Below are 18,412 nucleotides of genomic sequence, written 5' to 3' on the forward strand. Positions count from 1 at the left end.
TCATGTCTCGATATTGTTCTCAATGCGGAAAATCACTCAAAGCGTGTATTTGTCAGTGGATACATAGCCTAGCATCGAATGTTGAGTTAATCATCCTTCAACATCCATCAGAAGCAAAACGCCCAATGGGGACCGCTCGCATTCTGACGCTTTCGCTGCCAAGCAGCCACTATTTTGAAGGGGAAAACTTCTCCGATCATGAAGAGCTTAATCAGTTACTCAACGAGCCCGATGTGCGCCATTTTGTCTTGTACCCAGGTGAAGGTTCGATTGAAGCACAGCCGGAGATGGTCAGTGGTGAAGGTAAGGTGCGAGTGATCCTATTGGATGGGACTTGGAAGAAAGCGTTTAAAATGTGGCAGCTTTCGAGCAACTTACATTCATTGCCATTGTTGCGGTTACCGATAGAGCTGAAGGGTAACTATCGTATTCGCAAAGCGCCGAGTGACAATGCATTATCAACGGTTGAGGCGGGGTATTATATTCTTTCCATTATGCAGCCGGAGAATGATTTTTCGCCGCTTATCGACACTTTTGAGCGTATGATTCAATTTCAAATTGATCAAATGCCAGCCGGTGTGTTTGAGAAAAACTACCGTAGCGAATGATGTAAGATTGGCTCAAGAATTTAGATGACCGCCATCGCTTTGATAAAGCATGGCGGTTTTGCGTTTTAATGAGAAGAGAAAAGCTGTTGGTGGAAGCGTTTCGCATGGCCATCTGTCATCGATGATATGTAATCAGCAATGATCCGCATCCCTTGCGCTTCACAGTCAATTATCTGCCATGCTTGGCGCGTTTCAATCGGCAATAGACGTTCTGGGTCAGCGCTAAGCGCTTCAAAAATATCCATAATAATCTGCTGCCCTTTGTATTCCATCAATTGGACGTGGGGGGCTTGAATGACATATTGGCTGACGAATGTTTTTAAAATCTCTAATGCTCTTGCCATGCTTGGCTCAAGTACCGCGTTAAATGCGAGTAGCTGGGAAGTGAAAGGTGCATCAATCGGTTTAACGGAGATGCTGGTCAACAATGCGTTGACGATACCGCCAATGGCATCTTTACGTTTGTGGTGCGGCCCAGCAAAGAGCATCTCGCTGACCGAAGCGATATTTTGTTCAAACCAAGCGTCGCCACATTCTGCTAATTGACTCGCCGCCGCTTCTAACCATTGATGGCGACTCACCATGCCCAGCACGATGGCATCTTCGAGATCATGCACGCCATAGGCGATGTCGTCCGCTAACTCCATGATTGAGCAGTCTAGTGATTTAAAGCGAGTTTTCTTATGCTTTGTGACGGATACATCTTCACTACGCATTTGTGAAAACAGCGCTTTTTCATCGTCTTTGAGTGGCGCAATGACCCAATCGAACAGGGCTTTGTCACAGTCATAAATGCCTTTTGCCGGAGCCCAATCTTTTGCACGTAATTTACGTTGATGACTGACCGCTGGCGCTTGTTGCTGGGCGCAGGTATTACTCAGTAATGCTGGGTATTTGAGTAAACCTAATAATGTGCGACGGGCGAGGTTCATACCAAATTTTTCGGTGTAAGGCTCAAGCTGAGTGACAATGCGAAACGTCTGTGCATTGCCCTCAAAACCACCATGCTCACGCATCATATAGTTGAGTGCCACTTCGCCACCATGACCATAGGGTGGGTGGCCAATATCATGCGCAAGGCAAAGAGAGTCGATGAGACTATCCGTCGGTAATAGGCTGTGAAATTCAGGCTGCTTTTTCTTGATTTGCGCCACAATGCCAGTACCGATCTGAGCCGCTTCTAATGAGTGGGTCAGGCGAGTGCGGTGGAAATCATCGATACTGGTACCGTGGATTTGGGTTTTGGCTTGTAAGCGGCGAAAGGCTGCGGAGTGCAAAATACGAGCACGGTCACGTTGATAAGGGCTGCGGTGATCATCGCGGCGAAGTTTGTGTTCATCATCATGGCGTTGTTGCCATAACTCACTGATCTCAAATGTCATTCTGCACTCCTTTCTACGCTTTAGCCTTTACACTACTGCCAGTTAGCTAATTTCGTCCAGTGATAATTCAAAACTGGGTGCGAAAGTATTGAGAAAGTAATCCATTTCCGGTGTATAGCGCTCTTTCAAGGTGATATCGAGGCGTTTTTTTGCCAGCGCATATTCGTGGTTACCTGCGCTGAGCTCTTCTAAGCATTTCAGGTAAGCACAGATGGTGTCAGCCTGTTTGACGATCACTTCATCTTCTTTGTGGGCACTTTCTGAGATCAGATACGGGGCAAAGTCTTGCTGAAACTCTTCTGGCAACATGGCCAGCAGTTTCTTTTCCGCCGCCGCTTCAATCTTTTTGTACTCTTTAGCGATTTCTGGGCTGTAGTACTTCACCGGGGTGGGCAGATCACCGGTTAATACCTCACTGGTATCGTGATACATCCCCAACAGAGCAATCCGCTCCGGATTTAAGTTACCGCCGAATTTTTTGTTTTTGATCAGTGCCAGAGCATGCGCAACAAAAGCGACTTGCAGGCTGTGTTCTGAAATGTTTTCGCTTGAGACAGAGCGCATCAGAGGCCAGCGCTGGATAAGCTTCATGCGTGCTAGATGGGCAAAAAAATGACTTTCTTTCATAGCTACATCCTTTTCCAATGAGGAGAGTCGTAATAAAAAAGGCACTCATTAGAGTGCCTTTAAGAATATGAAACTTGAGAGCGAAATGCTACTTACTGACTGTAAGTTGAAATGAAGCGCTCAAAACGACCGATAGCCGTTTCCAAATCTTCTACGTGTGGCAAAGTCACAATGCGGAAGTGATCTGGTTTTGGCCAGTTAAAGCCAGTACCTTGTACCAATAGCACTTTTTCTTGAATCAAGAAATCGAGCACCATTTTTTGGTCATTGTGGATTTTGTATTTCTTAGTGTCGATTTTCGGGAACAAGTACATTGCCCCTTTTGGTTTCACACAAGAGATACCTGGGATCTGGTTAATCAACTCCCAAGCGCGGTCACGCTGCTCAAGCAGGCGACCACCCGGTAGAATCAACTCATTAATGCTTTGATAGCCACCCAGCGCCGTTTGAATAGCATGTTGCATTGGCACGTTGGCACACAGACGCATTGAAGAGAGCATCTCTAAACCGGCGATGTAACCTTGAGCAAGATGCTTAGGTCCGGTTAGGAACATCCAACCACCACGGAAACCACAAACGCGGTACGCTTTTGATAGGCCGTTAAACGTCACAACCAAAACATCTTCAGTAAGCGTTGCCACTGAAGTATGCGTTGCGCCATCGTAAAGTACCTTGTCGTAGATCTCATCGGCAAAAATAATCAGTTTGTGCTGGCGAGCGATTTCAATGACTTCTAGTAGGAAATCACGGCTGTAAACTGCGCCCGTTGGGTTGTTCGGGTTGATCAGTACAATACCACGTGTTTTTGGTGTGATTTTGCTCTTGATGTCGTCGAGATCTGGATACCAATCTGCTTCTTCGTCACAGATGTAATGTACCGCTTTGCCACCTGATAGCGCGACAGATGCTGTCCACAATGGATAGTCAGGTGCAGGTACGAGCATTTCATCGCCATTGTTTAATAGCGCTTGCATTGACATAACGATGAGCTCAGAGGCGCCGTTGCCGATGTAAACATCTTCAACGTCGAGTGAGCGAATGCCTTTTTTCTGATAATGCTGTACGACGGCTTTACGCGCAGAGTAGATGCCTTTTGAGTCGCAGTAACCTTGCGATGTTGGCAAGTTACGGATTACATCGACTAAAATTTCATCAGGGGCGTCAAAACCAAATGGGGCAGGGTTACCAATGTTGAGTTTTAGTATTTTATGCCCCTCTTCCTCCATGCGCTTAGCATGTTTGAGTACTGGTCCGCGAATGTCATAGCAGACATTGTCGAGTTTTGACGACATCCCGATATTTTGCATTGTGTAAAACCTAAAAATAATTGAATTTCTTTATTAAAGTACACCAAAATAACGTTTGGTAGAATAAAAATCTATGATTGTGGCTTTTTTTCCACTTTACACTTCAGATGCCAATCACAGGATTACGTAAAAGATGGGCCACAACCTTGATTTGGCTGCGCGCTAGAAATACATTAGCCCGCGCATTGTATGTTCACCGGTTGAATCGATTTGTGAGCTTGCAATAAGATTTGTCGCTATCCGTCGGTTTTTTATACAGACAGCACACGTATACGTTGAATCCTCTGCATATCACAGTAATAAAAGCGTAGAATAAAGTGATAGATGCAAATCTTCGGATTGGATGAAAGTGTTTTGTTGTGCTTGTTTTCGTTACAATAGTTTGGCGTTAACTCTTAGCGATATCAAAGCACGTTATTTTCAACGCAGCGCAAGCGTAAGACCTATTGGTTCTAGTTATACGAGGTTTATTTGTCATATTTTCAGCAAGCCATTACCGAACTGATTGAACGTGTAAAGGATGCAACGGACGAGGTGACTCGTTTGGTTCAAGTTCTGCCGACAAAGCCTGACTTTGCTTTCATCGATTGGTTGCAAGCTCAGCCTATTTTCCCCAAGTTTTATTGGCAATCTCGCGATACGCGTGAAGAAGTGGTTGCGCTTGGTCAATTGAGTACGTTTAACGACCCTGCTCCTGCATACGCTTTTCTAAAAGGTGAACAACGGATCTGGGGTGGGCGCTCATTCGACGGCCAAAGTGCTAAAAACCCGCGCTGCCCAGCGTCTTTTTTCTTTTTGCCTAAAGTCGAGCTCTGCCGTCAAGATCAGCAGTGGGTGATTGCCGCCAATATTAGTGGCTGTAAACAACAAACGATTGAGAGTTTACTGCAATTAAGAACGGTGATTCCTAAGTTATTACCTGTTTCTGCGCACATTCAGCATATTGAGCACACCCCGACTCAACCTCAATGGGAGAGTTTGGTTGAAAAGGTGCTCACTGGCATTGCTGATAATCAATTTAAGAAAGTGGTATTAGCTCGCGAAACGACGCTTGAGCTTGATTCCGCTATTTGCGCAGCTCAGCTACTAAAGGCAAGCGCAGAGCATAACCAACACAGTTTTCACTTTATGCTGGCTCAAAATGAACGCCATAGTTTTATTGGTTCAACGCCTGAGCGTCTGTATTCTCGTCAAGGTAAAGATCTTTATACTGAAGCACTTGCCGGAACGATTGGCCGTGGTAACAATGCCAGCCAAGATATGGAGTTGGCGAACTGGTTAACGCAAGACAGCAAAAACCTGAATGAAAACCAATATGTGGTGGATGATATTATCGATCGCCTCAAGCCTTATTCTGATTTAGTTGAAGTGGAATCGGAAGCGCGTTTAGTTCGCTTACGTAAAGTGCAGCATTTAAAACGCAGTATTCACGCGCATTTGAATCAGGGTGTTAATGGCGTTCAGCTATTGTCTGCTCTACAACCAACCGCCGCGGTTGCGGGCTTGCCACGCAAAGAGTCGATGGATTTTATTCAGCAACACGAGCCTTTTGCACGTAGCTGGTACGCCGGTTCTATGGGCTTTATTAGCCAACAACGTGCGGAATTTTGTGTAGCGATACGCAGTGCTCAGATCGTTGATGAAGTGATTCAACTTTATGCTGGCGCGGGGATTGTTCCCGGTTCTATTGCAGAGCATGAATGGCAGGAGTTGGACAAGAAAATGTCGACTCTGCTGTCACTGATTTCCGATCATCCTCCTTTAGGTGTTGCGTCATGAACAGAATTGCCAATCGTGACCAAGCGGTGATGAACCGTATTTGGTGTCAGGTGTTATTGGAAGAATTGACCCGTTTTGAGGTTGAACACATCTGTGTCGCACCAGGTTCTCGTTCTACGCCGCTAACGCTTGAAGCCGATGAAAACCCGAATTTAACCCTGCACACACATTATGATGAACGTGGGCTTGGTTTTTTGGCTTTAGGTCTTGCCAAAGCGAGCCATAAGCCCGTTGCTATTGTTGTAACATCCGGCACCGCGGTGGCTAATTTATTGCCTGCGATAGCTGAAGCAAAACTGACGGGTGAAAAGCTGGTGGTGCTCACTGCAGACCGCCCGGTAGAGCTTGTCGCTTGTGGTGCCAATCAAGCGATCGTGCAACAAGGTATTTTTTCTAGCCATGTGACTGCGGCTCTCAACCTTCCTAGTCCAAATGAGCAAGTTTCACTGCGTTGGTTGTTAACCTCGATTGATGATGTCATGTATCGTCAAGATCGTGATGGTAGTGCAGTGCATATTAATTGTGCTTTCCCTGAGCCGCTTTATTCCAAGCAACCAAAGTCGATCTATCAGAGTTATCTCGATGATGTTGCCTTATGGCAGCAAAGCAATCAACGCTATAGCCAACAGTTATCTGGTGCTGGAGCACACTTTGATTGTCAAACATGGCGTGGGCGCAAAGGCTTGATCGTGGTTGGCAGTGTATCGCAAGCAGAAGCGAAATTAGCGCACACCCTCGCCCAGCGTTTAGGTTGGCCTATTTTATGCGATGTCCAATCGGGTACGAGCAGTGCGTGGGCGCATTTTGATATTTGGTTGCAAAGCGAAGCAGGCCAAAAGGCGCTGAGTGAAGCTGAATTGGTTTTACAAGTTGGTTCGCGCGTTATATCTAAGCGTTTGAATCACTGGCTATCGCAAACTCAATTGGGTACTGATGCCTTAACTAAAGCGCCATTTGAGTATCACTATCTCAGCCCAAGTATTGATCGTAATAACCAAGATCATTTGATGCAGATTCATCATCATGCTGATACCTCCACTTGGTTAACGCATGCTATTAAACAGTTTGAAGCGGATGAACCGCTTTGTGATTGGGCGAATGAGCTGAGCCAGTTTAGCGGTGCCGTGAATCGTGCCGCTAAGTGGCATGTTGAAGCATCGGTGGAACTGAACGAAGTTGCGTTAGCGACCACGTTAAACCAACTGCCTTCTGTGGTGAATATCTTCTTAGGCAACAGCTTATTTGTGCGTTTAGTTGATATGTTTGGCGAAGTGGCTCATGAAGTCTACTCTAACCGTGGAGCATCGGGCATTGATGGTCTAGTAGCGACGGCCGCAGGGACGGCGAGAGCCACCAATCAGCCAACTGTGCTCTACATTGGTGATACATCGTTGTTGTATGATCTCAATTCATTGGCGCTGTTTACCCATCAACAAACTCCATGTGTGATTGTGGTGACTAATAACGATGGCGGGGCTATTTTTGGTTTGCTACCGGTTCCTGAACAGCAAAAGCAGCAACTTTATCAAATGCCTCATGGTTATGATTTTTCTGCCGCAGCCGCTCAATTTAAACTGGCTTACTATCAAGCTGACCAACAGGAAGCCTACCAAGCTAAGCTAGAGCAGCATCTGACGTCAGGGCAAGGCTGTTTACTTATTGAAGTGACAACGCCACCAGAGCAAGCTTCAGCGCACATCAAAGAGGTTGTTAACCGCTTCCATGCTAGCTTATAGCCACCGAGAGTCAGGCTCAGCGAATGCAGAAATGCCAGTATTGGTATTTCTGCATGGCTTGCTGGGCAGCGGTGAAGATTGGCAAGCGTGTATTGAAGCTCTGAGTGACTACTCGACGGTGACGCTTGATTTACCCGGCCATGGACGCAGTATCGCCATTAGCACCGATGGCTTTGATGATACCTGCCAACAAATTACCCTTACGCTTCAATCTATTCTTCCTCCCCAACAAAAATTGATATTGGTCGGCTACTCTTTAGGCGGTCGAATTGCGATGCATGGCATTGCCAATCATCGCTTTGATCGACTAAACCTTAGTATGGCCTTCATTGAAGGTGGCAATTTTGGCCTTGCCAGTGAATCTGCCCGAAAAGCGCGTTGGCAACATGATCAGGGTTGGACGATAAGGTTCAAAAGTGAGCCAATTGAGCAGGTATTGAACGATTGGTATCAGCAAGCGGTATTTTCTTCATTAAATCATGAGCAAAGACAAACTCTGATCGCTAAGCGCAGTGCTAATCTTGGCTCTGCAATCAGTCAGATGTTACTTGCCACTTCATTGGCGAAGCAACAAGCGCTACTTGAGCCGCTCGCTCGTAGCGCAGTACTTATTCACTATATTTGCGGCGAGAAAGACAGCAAGTTCAGCCAGTTGGCCGAGCAAAGTGGCTTGTCTTTCAGTCAAGTAGCGCAAGCGGGGCACAACGTACATCACGAACAGCCGCACGCTTTTGCTAGTGTAATAAAAAATCTAATCCAAACTCACGAGAGTGAGTGATAAACAAAAGTAGGAATCACCATGGCTAAAACAGTAGGTATTTCAGAAGAAGAACTATACGCACCGGTAAACTGGAATGACTGCAGCGGTGAATATGAAGATATTCAATACCATAAGTCAGAAGATGGCATCGCGAAGATCACCATTGCTCGTCCACAAGTTCACAATGCGTTTCGTCCTAATACTGTAAAAGAGATGATCAATGCACTCGCAGACGCGCGTTACGACGAAAGTGTTGGTGTGATTATTTTGACTGGTCTTGGTGAAAAAGCTTTCTGTTCTGGCGGTGACCAAAAAATCCGTGGCGATTACGGCGGTTACCGAGATGACAGCGGTACACATCACCTAAACGTATTGGACTTCCAACGTCAAATTCGTACTTGTCCAAAACCAGTGATCGCAGCGGTTGCGGGTTGGGCAGTCGGTGGCGGTCATGTTCTCCATATGATGTGTGATTTAACCATCGCTGCGGAAAACGCACAATTTGGTCAAACAGGTCCTAAAGTGGGCTCATTTGATGGTGGTTGGGGCGCATCTTATATGGCTCGCATCGTCGGCCAGAAGAAAGCTCGCGAAATCTGGTTCCTATGTCGTTTCTACGATGCACAAGAAGCATTGGATATGGGCTTAGTGAACACGGTAGTACCGGTTGAAGATCTTGAGAAAGAAGCGGTTCGTTGGTCTCGTGAAACTCTACAACACAGCCCAATGGCTCTGCGTTGCTTGAAAGCTGCATTAAACGCAGACTGTGATGGTCAAGCGGGCCTACAAGAGCTTGCGGGTAACGCAACGATGATGTTCTACATGACTGAAGAAGGTCAGGAAGGTCGCAATGCGTTCAACGAGAAGCGCCGTCCAGACTTCAACAAGTTTCCGCGCAACCCATAATCTAGTGTTGTCTTGGCTGTCATTGTTGCGATAGCGGCGTCACAAGTGCGCATTTATATTGATAAGTTGCGCGCTTGTTCCTCGTTCTTCCGACAATGGCCTACAAGCCAACTCTACATTCAACGTGGTTACAATCGGCTAGTTATAAAAATAATAAACAAGGGAATATGGGTATGAGATCAGCCAAACTGTATCGCTACGCTTTGCCAATGGACAGTGGGGTGATTTTGCGTGAACGTCGACTGACTGAGCGTGAAGGTTTTGTTATCGAACTTGCTGAAGATGGACGTATCGGTCGTGGTGAAGTGGCACCTCTACCGGGCTTTAGCTGTGAAACGATGGAAGAGGTTTACACTCAACTTATCGAGCAGTTAAATGGTTGGAAAAATGGTGAGCCTGCGCTTGATGAAAGCGAACTGTACCCTTCAGTGGCATTTGGTCTCTCTATGGCACAACTAGAGCTAGAGGGTGGTTTACCGAGCGAAGGTATGTATCGTTCTGCGCCATTGTGCAGCGGCGATCCTGATGAGCTATTGCCAAAACTAAACGCAATGGAAGGTAAAAAGGTCGCTAAGATCAAAGTGGGTCTTTACGAACCGATTCGTGATGGCATGCTGGTGAACCTCTTCTTAGAATCCATCCCAGATTTGAATCTACGTCTAGATGCCAATCGAGCATGGACCAAAGAGAAGGCACTCAAGTTTGCTAGCTATGTGACACCTTCTTATCGACAACGCATTGAATTTATTGAAGAACCGTGCCAAGTGCCAGGTGACAGTTTCTCTTTTGCTATTGATACGGGGATTGCTTTAGCGTGGGATGAGACGCTGCAACATGCAGTGCGTAAACCTGAATTTAAGCTGACGGATTTCACTGGTGTAAAAACTATCGTGATAAAGCCAACCTTAATTGGTTCTGTACAAACTTGTATTGGGCTCATTGCGGCGGCGAAACTCCTAGGCATCAAAACGGTGATCAGCTCAAGTATTGAAACGAGTTTAGGTTTAACTCAGTTAGCGCGCTTTGCCAAGTGGCAGTTACCTGACGAAGTACCCGGTTTAGATACTATCGGTTTATACGCTGAACAGTTGGAAGTACCATGGCCTGAGAGCCCACTACCACTGAAAAAGCTATCCGATCAGGCTTTGATTTGGCAGGCATAATGCACGATTCACCTTTAAAATACTGGGCTCTTATGAGCCCAGATTGTTTAGCGCTGATGACTCCCCAGCGTTGTTATACTTGGTCTGAATTAGAACAAGTGGTCTCCCTTTATGTTAAAGCGTTAGTTGATCAACAAGTCACCCAAGGCAGTGTCGTGACTTGCGTGGGGAAAAACAGCCCAGAGATGCTGCTGATCTATCTAGCTTGCGCTGAGCTTGGAGCGATTTGTGCGCTCACCATGCCACAACCTCAGTTGGCTCTTGATGGCAAGTTGGGTACGCTCTATTCGTCGAGCCAATCAGCCAAAGTTTGGCGGCATGACGCCAGTGATGGGATCGATGACTCGTTACTGAAGGCGACTCAAATCGCAGTCCCTCAAATAGAAACGGTGCAATCATGTTCTCAAGCAGAGATAACCAGTCGCTACCATACTGACTCACTTGCCTCGATCATCTTTACCTCCGGCTCAATGGGTAAACCCAAAGCTGTAGTCCACACTCATGCTCAGCATTTCGCCTCCGCTAAAGGATTGCTGCTAAAGTTCCACTTTAAGCCTTCAGACTGCTGGTTACTCAGCCTACCTATGTATCACGTTTCTGGTTTGGCCATTGTCTATCGTTGGTTGGCTGCGGGGGCACAATTGAAAGTGGGTGGTGGTGACCTGTTGCAAGATATTCAAGGTGTGACGCACGCCTCTCTCGTTGCTACTCAATTAGATCGATTACTGAATTCAGCCACGTCGCTTGATTTAAGCCATGTATTGTTAGGTGGTAGCCATGTGCCATTGACGTTAAGTCAGCAAGCGGCTGAGCAAGGGATTGAAACTTGGCTCGGTTACGGCATGACGGAAGCGGCCTCCACCGTGACCGCAAAGCAAATTGATGCGACCTACAGTGCTGGAACGGTATTGCCTAATCGTCGTTTAGAATTAAGAGACGGGCGAATTTACATTGGTGGTGAAACGCTGGCCAGTGGTTACTTTGAACAAGGTGTTGTAACCCCAATAGTGGATGCACAGGGCTGGTTTGACAGCAAAGATCTCGGCGAGCAACTTGCTAATGGCGAACTGGTGATCAAAGGACGGGCAGACAATCAATTCATCTCTGGTGGAGAGAACGTTCACTGCGAGGAAATTGAAGCGGTACTTAATCAGATGGAGGCGATCACGCAGTCAATTGTCGTGCCTGTTGCCGATGAAGAATTTGGTCAACGGCCAGTCGCCGTATTGCAAACTGATGGGCTTCCAGAGCAAAAGCGCATTGAACAGCACCTTGAGCAAAAGCTGGTGAAATTTAAATGGCCAGTCGCGTACTTTCTGCTGCCCGAGTCTCTATTAGGTAGCGGGATTAAAGTGTCGCGTAAGCAAGTTAAAGATTGGCTTGCCACTCAGCTAAAAGGCAGTCGCTAATTTCAATCTCTGTGGTTAATCGGTAACGCTTGCTAAATAACCCAATATGCAATGGCTGATCATATAACCTTTCTTCTTGCTATATGCCCCGGAAAAATGTTGAGACAAACATTGCGACGAAAAAAAGTGCAGATGCGGTGACTAATCGCTCTGCACTTAGGGGGGCGTGATGATGGTGAGTCATCACTTTTTTCTTTAACTGGCGAGCACCTTCTTCATTTGCTCAGCCACTTTATCCACCTTGCCTAGACCAACGATAACCTGCAAACCGCCTTTGCCAATCGGCACCACACCCATAGCGCCTAGTTGGGTTAGTTTCGCGCTGTCTGCTTTGGCTGAATCTTTAACGCTCAAGCGTAAACGGGTTATACAGTTATCGACTTCAAGAATATTGTCTGCGCCGCCAACAGCTTCGATATAGTCATAAGCCAGGCCATTGAGTGATTCAGGTGTCGCGTCTTTTTTCTCCGCTTCCATCTCTTCACCACGCCCTGGCGTTTTGAGGTTGAACTTGATAATTGCGAAGCGGAAGACCGCATAGTAAAGCGCAAAGAAGACAATGCCTTGTGCAATCAACATGTACCATTTCACCGCCAATGGGTTTTGGCTTGATAGGACTAAGTCAACAAATCCTGCCGAGAAGCCAAAGCCTGCCATCCATTCCATGCTTGCTGCGATGTAAAGAGAAAGGCCTGTTAGTACTGCGTGCAATAGGAACAGCAGTGGTGCTAAGAACATGAAGCTGAACTCAAGTGGCTCTGTGATGCCAGTGAAGAATGAAGCCATCGCGGCTGCCAACATAATAGCAAACACTTGATTCTTGTTTTTCGCATCTGAGCAGTGGTACATCGCCAATGCCGCACCCGGTAAACCAAACATCATGATTGGGAAGAAACCGGCTTGGTACATGCCTGTTTTACCCGGAATACCGGTACCGTTGGCAATAGACTGTGCGCCACCAAGGAAATTAGGAATATCATTGATACCCACCACATCAAACCAGAACACAGGGTATAGAGCATGGTGCATACCAACGGCTAAAAATAGGCGGTTAAAGAAACCAAATAGACCCGCGCCAATGGCGCCCATACTTTCCAGTTTGATGCCGAGTAGGATCAGAGCATCGTATACTGCAGGCCAAACGTAAAGCAGCGCAAACGATAAGAACATGCCAGCAATTGAGGTAAGAATTGGCACTAAGCGCTTACCACTAAAGAACGCCAACGCTTGTGGTAGTTCAACAGTTGAGTAGCGGTTGTAAATTTCAGCCGAGATAATACCGACGATAATGCCGATAAATTGGTTACTGATCTTACCAAAAGCGGCTGGCACCTCACTTAACTCCACGTTAATCAACTGCGCTACCGAACCGGGCGCAAGTAGCGTGGTGACAACGAGAAACATCACAAAGCCTGACAACGCCGCAGAGCCATTTTTATCGCGGCTCAAACCAAAAGCGACCCCGACGGCAAACAAGACCGCCATGTTATCGATGATGGCGCTGCCTGATTTGATCAAAAATGCCGCGAGAATGCTCTCTGAACCCCAACCGACGGGATCGAGCCAGTAGCCAACCCCCATAAGGATCGCAGCGGCAGGTAAGGTTGCCACTGGAACCATCAGTGCTTTACCGACTTTTTGCATATATCCGAGTATATTCATGTATGCCCCTAGTAATTTAGAAAGTGTTTAATAAATCAAAATTTTTAATCTAATGGCCAAATCGAACTGTAAGTCATTAATTGATCTGGCTAACAATTTAAGCAACTGGGTATATTTAAAACTTATTTGTTACTGCAAACAAACCAATTGGCTAGTAGCATGAATTAAAATTTTTAATGCATGGATTAAGATGGCTAACCAACAACTGTTGCTGCGCAACCTACATACTTTTAATGTCGCCGCGAAAAGCATGAGTTTTACCTTGGCGGCAAAAGAGCTGCACTTAACACAAGGGGCAGTGAGTCATCGCATCAAAGTGTTGGAGAATGAACTTGGATTTAATTTGTTTGTGCGCGGCACTCGCAAGCTGGAGCTAACCGCTGAAGGCGAGCGTTTTCAGCACACCTTGTCGAAGTCGCTCAGTTCTATTTTTGGCGAAATTGAAGACATTAATTGCACGGAATTGCATGGCAAAATAAACATCGGCATGAGCCCGGCATTTGCCAATGGCTGGTTACTGCCTCGGATTGGGGATTTTAAGCGTCGTTACCCTCGATTTAACCTCAATATCTTTTCTCAAGAAGAGCAAGACTTTCATAAAAATCATTTAGATATCGCAATTTACTATGGTGAAAGTGAGTTAAAAGATATGTATCGACAGCGTCTGTTTGGCGAGAAATATGTTCCGGTGTGCACCCCTGCCTATGCGAAAGAGCTTAAGATCTATGATGATGGATTAGCCTCGCTGCATCGAGTGAATTTTATTCACGCCTTAGAATCCAATGTCTGGCAACGCTGGATTAAGCACTTTGATCTGGACGTTAATTTATTCAAACATTTCTACTGCGTAAGTCACCGTGATATGGGCGTACAAAGCGCACTGCATGACGTTGGTGTGGCGATGGGGCGCTATCAGTTTGTGAAGCAGTACATTGATACTGGCGAGCTTGTGACACCTTATCCGAGTATGGAAACTGAGATGAGTTATGATGTGTTATGCCCATTAGGCGCAGAGAAAAGACCGAAAGTGCACACCTTCATTAAGTGGTTGGAAAGCCAACTTAGTTAATTTAGCAATGTCATAGTACAAAACCGAATTTCTCAACCTTATAACGCTGACTCATAATAAAACCCGATGGATAGCGATAAGGATATAAAAATGAAGTTGATACTGACAGTAGGTGCGGTGTTACTGATTGCTACGGCAACGCAAGTAGAAGGACTCTATCGAGCGTTAGCCGAGTTATCTGCGTTTCTCTTCGTGGCAGCGCTAGTGATTCATTACCGCAAAGAGAAACGCCAAAAAATATCGATTGAGCCTGAAGATATTTAAGGGCTCTTGGAGTGTTTTTTCTATGCCAGTGTTAGCCAAGCCAGCGAACTGGTCGAGATCAATACCCACAAGGTCACGCCAAACAGTAACGGCTTTGCTCCCGCAGCTTTGAGTTTGCTGACTGAGATCCCGCAACCAATCAAGAACAAACACACCACCAACGCGCGTTTAGCGACATCAAAAATAACGTTATAGATCGCCTCAAATTGCGGTAGAGCGTCACTAACCCCAATCGCTAGACAGTAAAAAAGAATAAAGAATGGGATGGTGATTTTTTTCGAATCGCTACGGAAGATAAACGCACTAACGAAAGCAACGGGAATGATCCACAATGCGCGCGCCAGCTTTAAGGTTGTCGCGGTGGTAAGTGCTTCTTCACCATAGGCAGAGGCTGCACCAACAACAGACGAGGTATCGTGGATAGCAATCGCCGCCCAAGTGCCAAAGGTGTGCTGATCCAAATTGAGCGCATGGCCAATTACCGGGAAGATAAACAGAGCGATAGAGTTGAGCACAAAGACCGTTGCTAAAGCGAGACCAATCTCTTCATCTTCCGCTTGAATCGCGGGTGAAACTGCCGCAATCGCGCTACCGCCACAAATGGCAGTGCCTGCTGAAATCAAATAGCCGAGCTTCTTATCCAGTTTTAATAATTTGGTTAGCCACCAACCGACAACTAAAGTGCTGACAATAGTGGTAATGATAATGCCAATACCATCGGAGGTAACCGTGAGAGCTTCTTCAAAGTGAATCCCAAAACCGAGGCCGACAATCGAATAAGCTAAGAGCTTTTTAGTGATTTTCGCGAGATTAACGTGGCTTGGGACTAAACCGAAGGAAGCCAATAGAAAGCCAATCACTAAGGCGGTTGGTGATGTAACGAAAGGGGTTAGGCAGGCAAGCAGGCCAATAATAAAAGGAACAGTTTGTTGATATGGTTTCATGGTTTACATGCGCTTATGCGTCTAAAGGGGGCAGTGAACATCATTGCTCACTTATAAAGAACGCCATTTTACATAATAGCGCTCGGTCAGTAAGTCTGAATGAATTGAACAGCTGTTCAGAAAAATTAAACAACTGTCCAGTCACTGGTTATCGATTAGCGCCAATCGCCGCGTAACTGGCTGACTTTTTGATGCATTGTTTGAGTTGTTGCTTGATCTGGCATGACGGGCTCTCCCGCTTCAATCTCAACCTTAGACCAAAATCGTGTTGGTCGCCCCTTACAAGCGTGACCTTTGTAGCGGCTAAAATAGCTACCCCATAAGCCTTTAAGCGCCATCGGAATAACGGGGACTGGGCTACGACGCAAAATAATGTCCATTCCGCGCATAAACTTTTCGATTTCGCCACTGCTGGTGAGGTGCCCTTCAGGGAAAATACATACGATGTGACCGTTATTGAGATCTTGTTCTACTTGATTAAATGCACGTCGAATTGAACCACGATTGGTCGAGGAGATAGGGATCACGCCAGCTCGTTTTAAAAAACGACGAATTGGCGGTAAATTGGCGTACTCTTCTTGCATCACAAAACGGATCAAGCGTGGATAAGCGCCACTAAGTAGCAGTGCATCCATATAGCTGACATGGTTACAAACAATCAGTGCACCGCCTTGTTCTGGCAAGTTGTGTAAGTTTTTATGGGTGACGCGATACATGGTGTGAGTGATGATCCAAACCAAAAAGCGCACCACAAAAATCGGTACTTGAGCAAATAGGTAGAACGCAACCAATAAGTTTAACGCCGCCAAAAGCAGGAAAAACTGTGGTATCGATAACTCAATGATGCTCAGACAGACAATGCCTAAGATGGCACTGCCAACCATGAATAATGAGTTATAGATGTTCAATGCCGCAACCACTTGAGCTCGTTCAGTCACTTTGGCTCGCTTTTGCATCATGGCGTAGAGCGGTACGATAAATATCCCACCAGAAGCTCCTAGTAACAGTAAATAGGCAAAGACAGGCCACAAGGGTTGATAGGTAATAAACGCGCTAAAATTGTCGAAGGTAGGTAATGAGTCAGGTACTGAGCTGGCCATCAGCCAACCAAAAATAGTGATACCTAAACTGCCCAGCGGTACGATGCCGATTTCAATTCGGTGATTAGAGAGCTTATCACACGCCAATGAACCAAAGGCGATACCGACAGAAAATAGTGCCAATAGAAAGGAAACGGCACTTTCACTGCCATTAAGATAGATCTTCGTAAAATTAGGGAACTGGGTGAGGTAGGCTGCGCCTAAAAACCAGAACCAACTGATGGCCATGATGGATTGGAAGATAACGCGATCCGATTTGGCGATAGCGATGGTTTTCTTAGTGTGCTTAATCGGTTGCCAGCGGAATTTTATATTAGGCGCTGAAGCGGCGGCTTCGGGAATCGAACGGCTGGCGAAATAACCCAACAAGGCGAATAGCACCACACAGCCGGCGGCAAGGTAGTTAGCATTGTCAGCAGAGGCAATCACCCCTGCGCCTAGCGTGCCGAGTAAAATGGCCAAAAAAGTACCGGTTTCAACCAGCGCGTTGCCTGGGACTAGCTCTTTAGTTTTGAGTTGCTGTGGCAAGAGGGCGTACTTGACTGGACCAAAGAAGGCCGATTGGGTGCCCATTAAGAACAGCAGCACTAACAGTACCAGATAGCTTTCGGTAATAAAGCCAACAGCACCAAGCAACATGATGCCAATTTCAGCCAATTTTACCTTACGAATAAAGCCCGATTTTTCATACTTATCGGCCAGTACTCCAGCGGAGGCAGAGAACAGAAAAAACGGTAAAATGAACAGACCAGCAGCCAGATTGATAAACAGATGGCTTGAAACGGGCAAAACCCCAACGCCTGCGAACGCAACAAACAACAGCAGGACATTTTTGAAAATGTTGTCGTTAAATGCGCCAAAAAATTGGGTAATAAAATAGGGCAGAAAGCGACGTTGAGTCAGCAGTGAGGTTTGGCTTTGCTGTGGCATTGCAGATCCTTGTGCGTTACCAGTTTTTCAAGTAGTTCGACAGTAAATTTTCAATCAACTCTTTACCATCAATCGGTTCCGCGGCGAAAAATTTGTCGTCGACACTGAGCAGAGTAATGCCGTGCACACCCGACCATAGAACACGACTAGCTTGAAGAACTTCTGTGTCGCTGCGCGCAGGGGCGAGGGTACGTAATAAATGCTCGAGCATACCGGTCATATTATCAATACGCGCACTTTGCCACTCTGGCAGTACTTCTCCATTCATGTTGTGCTCAAAAATAAGCTGCCAACGATGTGGATGGCGCTGAGCAAACTCATGATAGCAATAAGCGAGCTCATACAGAGCTTGGTTCGGATCCTGGCTTTTCGTCACCACCGCTTTTGCTTCCGCTGACAGTTCATCCAGCGTTTGTGCTACGGCATGAAGTAGCAATAAGTTGTAGTTCCCGAACACATTCACCAGCGTGCTCGGTACATAGCCAATCATGTTGGCGATTTTGCGCAAGCTTAGCTCATGATAAGAGTGCTCGTCCAAAAAGCGCTTTACCGTCTCTAAGGTCAGTGAGATAAGCTGTTCGCGTGTGTGATCGTTTCTTCGTGCCATAATGGAAAATCAAAAATGAACATTGTTCGATATTCTAATGAGCTACTACCTCAAGCGTCAACAACCTCAATTATCAAATTTGCAATATTCTGATACATGAATTCGATTGTGGGATGTATCTTTCTCTTGTAGAGAGCGCTAAGATTAAAGAACCAGAGC

16 protein-coding genes are annotated in these 18,412 nt (G+C 46.2%); 9 read left to right on the forward strand and 7 right to left on the reverse strand.

The annotated features are described in order from the left end of the window. Positions 1 to 2: 2 nt before the first annotated feature. Positions 3 to 608, forward strand: coding sequence for a tRNA-uridine aminocarboxypropyltransferase (locus RH88_RS11335; RefSeq protein WP_005596019.1), 606 nt, complete (start codon positions 3 to 5; stop codon positions 606 to 608). Positions 609 to 673: 65 nt separating this feature from the next. Here the strand turns inward: RH88_RS11335 and RH88_RS11340 are convergent, their stop codons facing one another. The 3 genes from RH88_RS11340 to RH88_RS11350 form a co-directional block, all read right to left on the reverse strand. After that, positions 674 to 1,990: an anti-phage deoxyguanosine triphosphatase gene (locus tag RH88_RS11340; RefSeq protein WP_005596021.1), complete on the reverse strand. Its 1,317-nt coding sequence runs from the start codon at positions 1,988 to 1,990 to the stop codon at positions 674 to 676. A gap of 42 nt (positions 1,991 to 2,032) precedes the next feature. Then, positions 2,033 to 2,617 carry a 5'-deoxynucleotidase gene (yfbR, locus tag RH88_RS11345; RefSeq protein ID WP_005596022.1) on the reverse strand — a complete coding sequence of 195 codons (585 nt, stop codon included), beginning with the start codon at positions 2,615 to 2,617 and terminating at the stop codon, positions 2,033 to 2,035. 92 nt (positions 2,618 to 2,709) lie between these two features. Next, entirely contained in the window at positions 2,710 to 3,924 is a 1,215-nt protein-coding gene (locus tag RH88_RS11350) for a pyridoxal phosphate-dependent aminotransferase (RefSeq protein ID WP_005596023.1), read from the reverse strand. 471 nt (positions 3,925 to 4,395) lie between these two features. On the opposite strand from RH88_RS11350, the gene RH88_RS11355 reads away from it, so the two are divergent. From RH88_RS11355 to menE, 6 genes are all read left to right on the forward strand, one after another. Beyond that, positions 4,396 to 5,703, forward strand: coding sequence for an isochorismate synthase (locus RH88_RS11355; protein ID WP_005596024.1), 1,308 nt, complete (start codon positions 4,396 to 4,398; stop codon positions 5,701 to 5,703). Beyond that, positions 5,700 to 7,439, forward strand: a complete 1,740-nt coding sequence (gene menD, locus RH88_RS11360) for a 2-succinyl-5-enolpyruvyl-6-hydroxy-3-cyclohexene-1-carboxylic-acid synthase (protein WP_005596025.1) — start codon at positions 5,700 to 5,702, stop codon at positions 7,437 to 7,439. Before RH88_RS11355 ends, menD begins: the two co-directional genes overlap by 4 nt. Then, on the forward strand, positions 7,426 to 8,217 hold the full coding sequence (gene menH / locus RH88_RS11365; protein WP_005596026.1) for a 2-succinyl-6-hydroxy-2,4-cyclohexadiene-1-carboxylate synthase: 792 nt from the start codon (positions 7,426 to 7,428) through the stop codon (positions 8,215 to 8,217). The genes menD and menH overlap by 14 nt, the downstream gene beginning before the upstream one ends. A gap of 21 nt (positions 8,218 to 8,238) precedes the next feature. Continuing rightward, the gene (menB, locus tag RH88_RS11370) at positions 8,239 to 9,105 is read left to right on the forward strand and encodes a 1,4-dihydroxy-2-naphthoyl-CoA synthase (protein ID WP_005596027.1); all 867 of its coding nucleotides are present in this window, start codon (positions 8,239 to 8,241) and stop codon (positions 9,103 to 9,105) included. A 173-nt stretch (positions 9,106 to 9,278) separates the two neighbouring features. Continuing rightward, a complete protein-coding gene (gene menC / locus RH88_RS11375; protein WP_005596028.1) occupies positions 9,279 to 10,268 on the forward strand; it encodes an o-succinylbenzoate synthase in 990 nt (329 codons plus the stop codon). Beyond that, the gene (menE, locus tag RH88_RS11380) at positions 10,268 to 11,677 is read left to right on the forward strand and encodes an o-succinylbenzoate--CoA ligase (protein WP_005596029.1); all 1,410 of its coding nucleotides are present in this window, start codon (positions 10,268 to 10,270) and stop codon (positions 11,675 to 11,677) included. The genes menC and menE overlap by 1 nt, the downstream gene beginning before the upstream one ends. A 195-nt stretch (positions 11,678 to 11,872) precedes the next feature. Here the strand turns inward: menE and nagE are convergent, their stop codons facing one another. After that, a complete protein-coding gene (gene nagE, locus RH88_RS11385; RefSeq protein WP_174269647.1) occupies positions 11,873 to 13,321 on the reverse strand; it encodes an N-acetylglucosamine-specific PTS transporter subunit IIBC in 1,449 nt (482 codons plus the stop codon). Between the two features lie 208 nt (positions 13,322 to 13,529). Between nagE and RH88_RS11390 the strand changes: the two genes are divergently transcribed. Continuing rightward, positions 13,530 to 14,408, forward strand: a complete 879-nt coding sequence (locus RH88_RS11390) for a LysR substrate-binding domain-containing protein (RefSeq protein WP_005596032.1) — start codon at positions 13,530 to 13,532, stop codon at positions 14,406 to 14,408. Between the two features lie 90 nt (positions 14,409 to 14,498). Further along, positions 14,499 to 14,672: a hypothetical protein gene (locus tag RH88_RS23725; protein ID WP_005596034.1), complete on the forward strand. Its 174-nt coding sequence runs from the start codon at positions 14,499 to 14,501 to the stop codon at positions 14,670 to 14,672. A 20-nt stretch (positions 14,673 to 14,692) separates the two neighbouring features. Here RH88_RS23725 and RH88_RS11395 read toward each other — a convergent pair whose 3' ends face one another. The 3 genes from RH88_RS11395 to RH88_RS11405 form a co-directional block, all read right to left on the reverse strand. Beyond that, on the reverse strand, positions 14,693 to 15,616 hold the full coding sequence (locus tag RH88_RS11395; protein WP_005596035.1) for a YeiH family protein: 924 nt from the start codon (positions 15,614 to 15,616) through the stop codon (positions 14,693 to 14,695). Positions 15,617 to 15,771: 155 nt separating this feature from the next. Then, entirely contained in the window at positions 15,772 to 17,646 is a 1,875-nt protein-coding gene (locus RH88_RS11400; RefSeq protein ID WP_005596038.1) for an MFS transporter, read from the reverse strand. A gap of 16 nt (positions 17,647 to 17,662) precedes the next feature. Then, a complete protein-coding gene (locus RH88_RS11405) occupies positions 17,663 to 18,253 on the reverse strand; it encodes a TetR/AcrR family transcriptional regulator (protein WP_005596039.1) in 591 nt (196 codons plus the stop codon). Between the last annotated feature and the right edge of the window lie 159 nt (positions 18,254 to 18,412).

The organism is Vibrio scophthalmi LMG 19158 (genome assembly GCF_000222585.1).
Lineage (GTDB): Bacteria > Pseudomonadota > Gammaproteobacteria > Enterobacterales > Vibrionaceae > Vibrio > Vibrio scophthalmi.

Excerpts from the sequence above, each read along its gene's own strand:
- RH88_RS11405 (WP_005596039.1), bottom strand. The coding sequence starts at position 18,253 with ATGGCACGAAGAAACGATCACACACGCGAACAGCTTATCTCACTGACC.
- RH88_RS11340 (WP_005596021.1), bottom strand. The coding sequence starts at position 1,990 with ATGACATTTGAGATCAGTGAGTTATGGCAACAACGCCATGATGATGAA.
- menH (WP_005596026.1), top strand. The coding sequence starts at position 7,426 with ATGCTAGCTTATAGCCACCGAGAGTCAGGCTCAGCGAATGCAGAAATG.
- menB (WP_005596027.1), top strand. The coding sequence starts at position 8,239 with ATGGCTAAAACAGTAGGTATTTCAGAAGAAGAACTATACGCACCGGTA.
- menC (WP_005596028.1), top strand. The coding sequence starts at position 9,279 with ATGAGATCAGCCAAACTGTATCGCTACGCTTTGCCAATGGACAGTGGG.
- menD (WP_005596025.1), top strand. The coding sequence starts at position 5,700 with ATGAACAGAATTGCCAATCGTGACCAAGCGGTGATGAACCGTATTTGG.
- RH88_RS11335 (WP_005596019.1), top strand. The coding sequence starts at position 3 with ATGTCTCGATATTGTTCTCAATGCGGAAAATCACTCAAAGCGTGTATT.
- RH88_RS11400 (WP_005596038.1), bottom strand. The coding sequence starts at position 17,646 with ATGCCACAGCAAAGCCAAACCTCACTGCTGACTCAACGTCGCTTTCTG.
- yfbR (WP_005596022.1), bottom strand. The coding sequence starts at position 2,617 with ATGAAAGAAAGTCATTTTTTTGCCCATCTAGCACGCATGAAGCTTATC.
- nagE (WP_174269647.1), bottom strand. The coding sequence starts at position 13,321 with ATGCAAAAAGTCGGTAAAGCACTGATGGTTCCAGTGGCAACCTTACCT.
- RH88_RS11395 (WP_005596035.1), bottom strand. The coding sequence starts at position 15,616 with ATGAAACCATATCAACAAACTGTTCCTTTTATTATTGGCCTGCTTGCC.
- menE (WP_005596029.1), top strand. The coding sequence starts at position 10,268 with ATGCACGATTCACCTTTAAAATACTGGGCTCTTATGAGCCCAGATTGT.
- RH88_RS11350 (WP_005596023.1), bottom strand. The coding sequence starts at position 3,924 with ATGCAAAATATCGGGATGTCGTCAAAACTCGACAATGTCTGCTATGAC.
- RH88_RS23725 (WP_005596034.1), top strand. The coding sequence starts at position 14,499 with ATGAAGTTGATACTGACAGTAGGTGCGGTGTTACTGATTGCTACGGCA.
- RH88_RS11390 (WP_005596032.1), top strand. The coding sequence starts at position 13,530 with ATGGCTAACCAACAACTGTTGCTGCGCAACCTACATACTTTTAATGTC.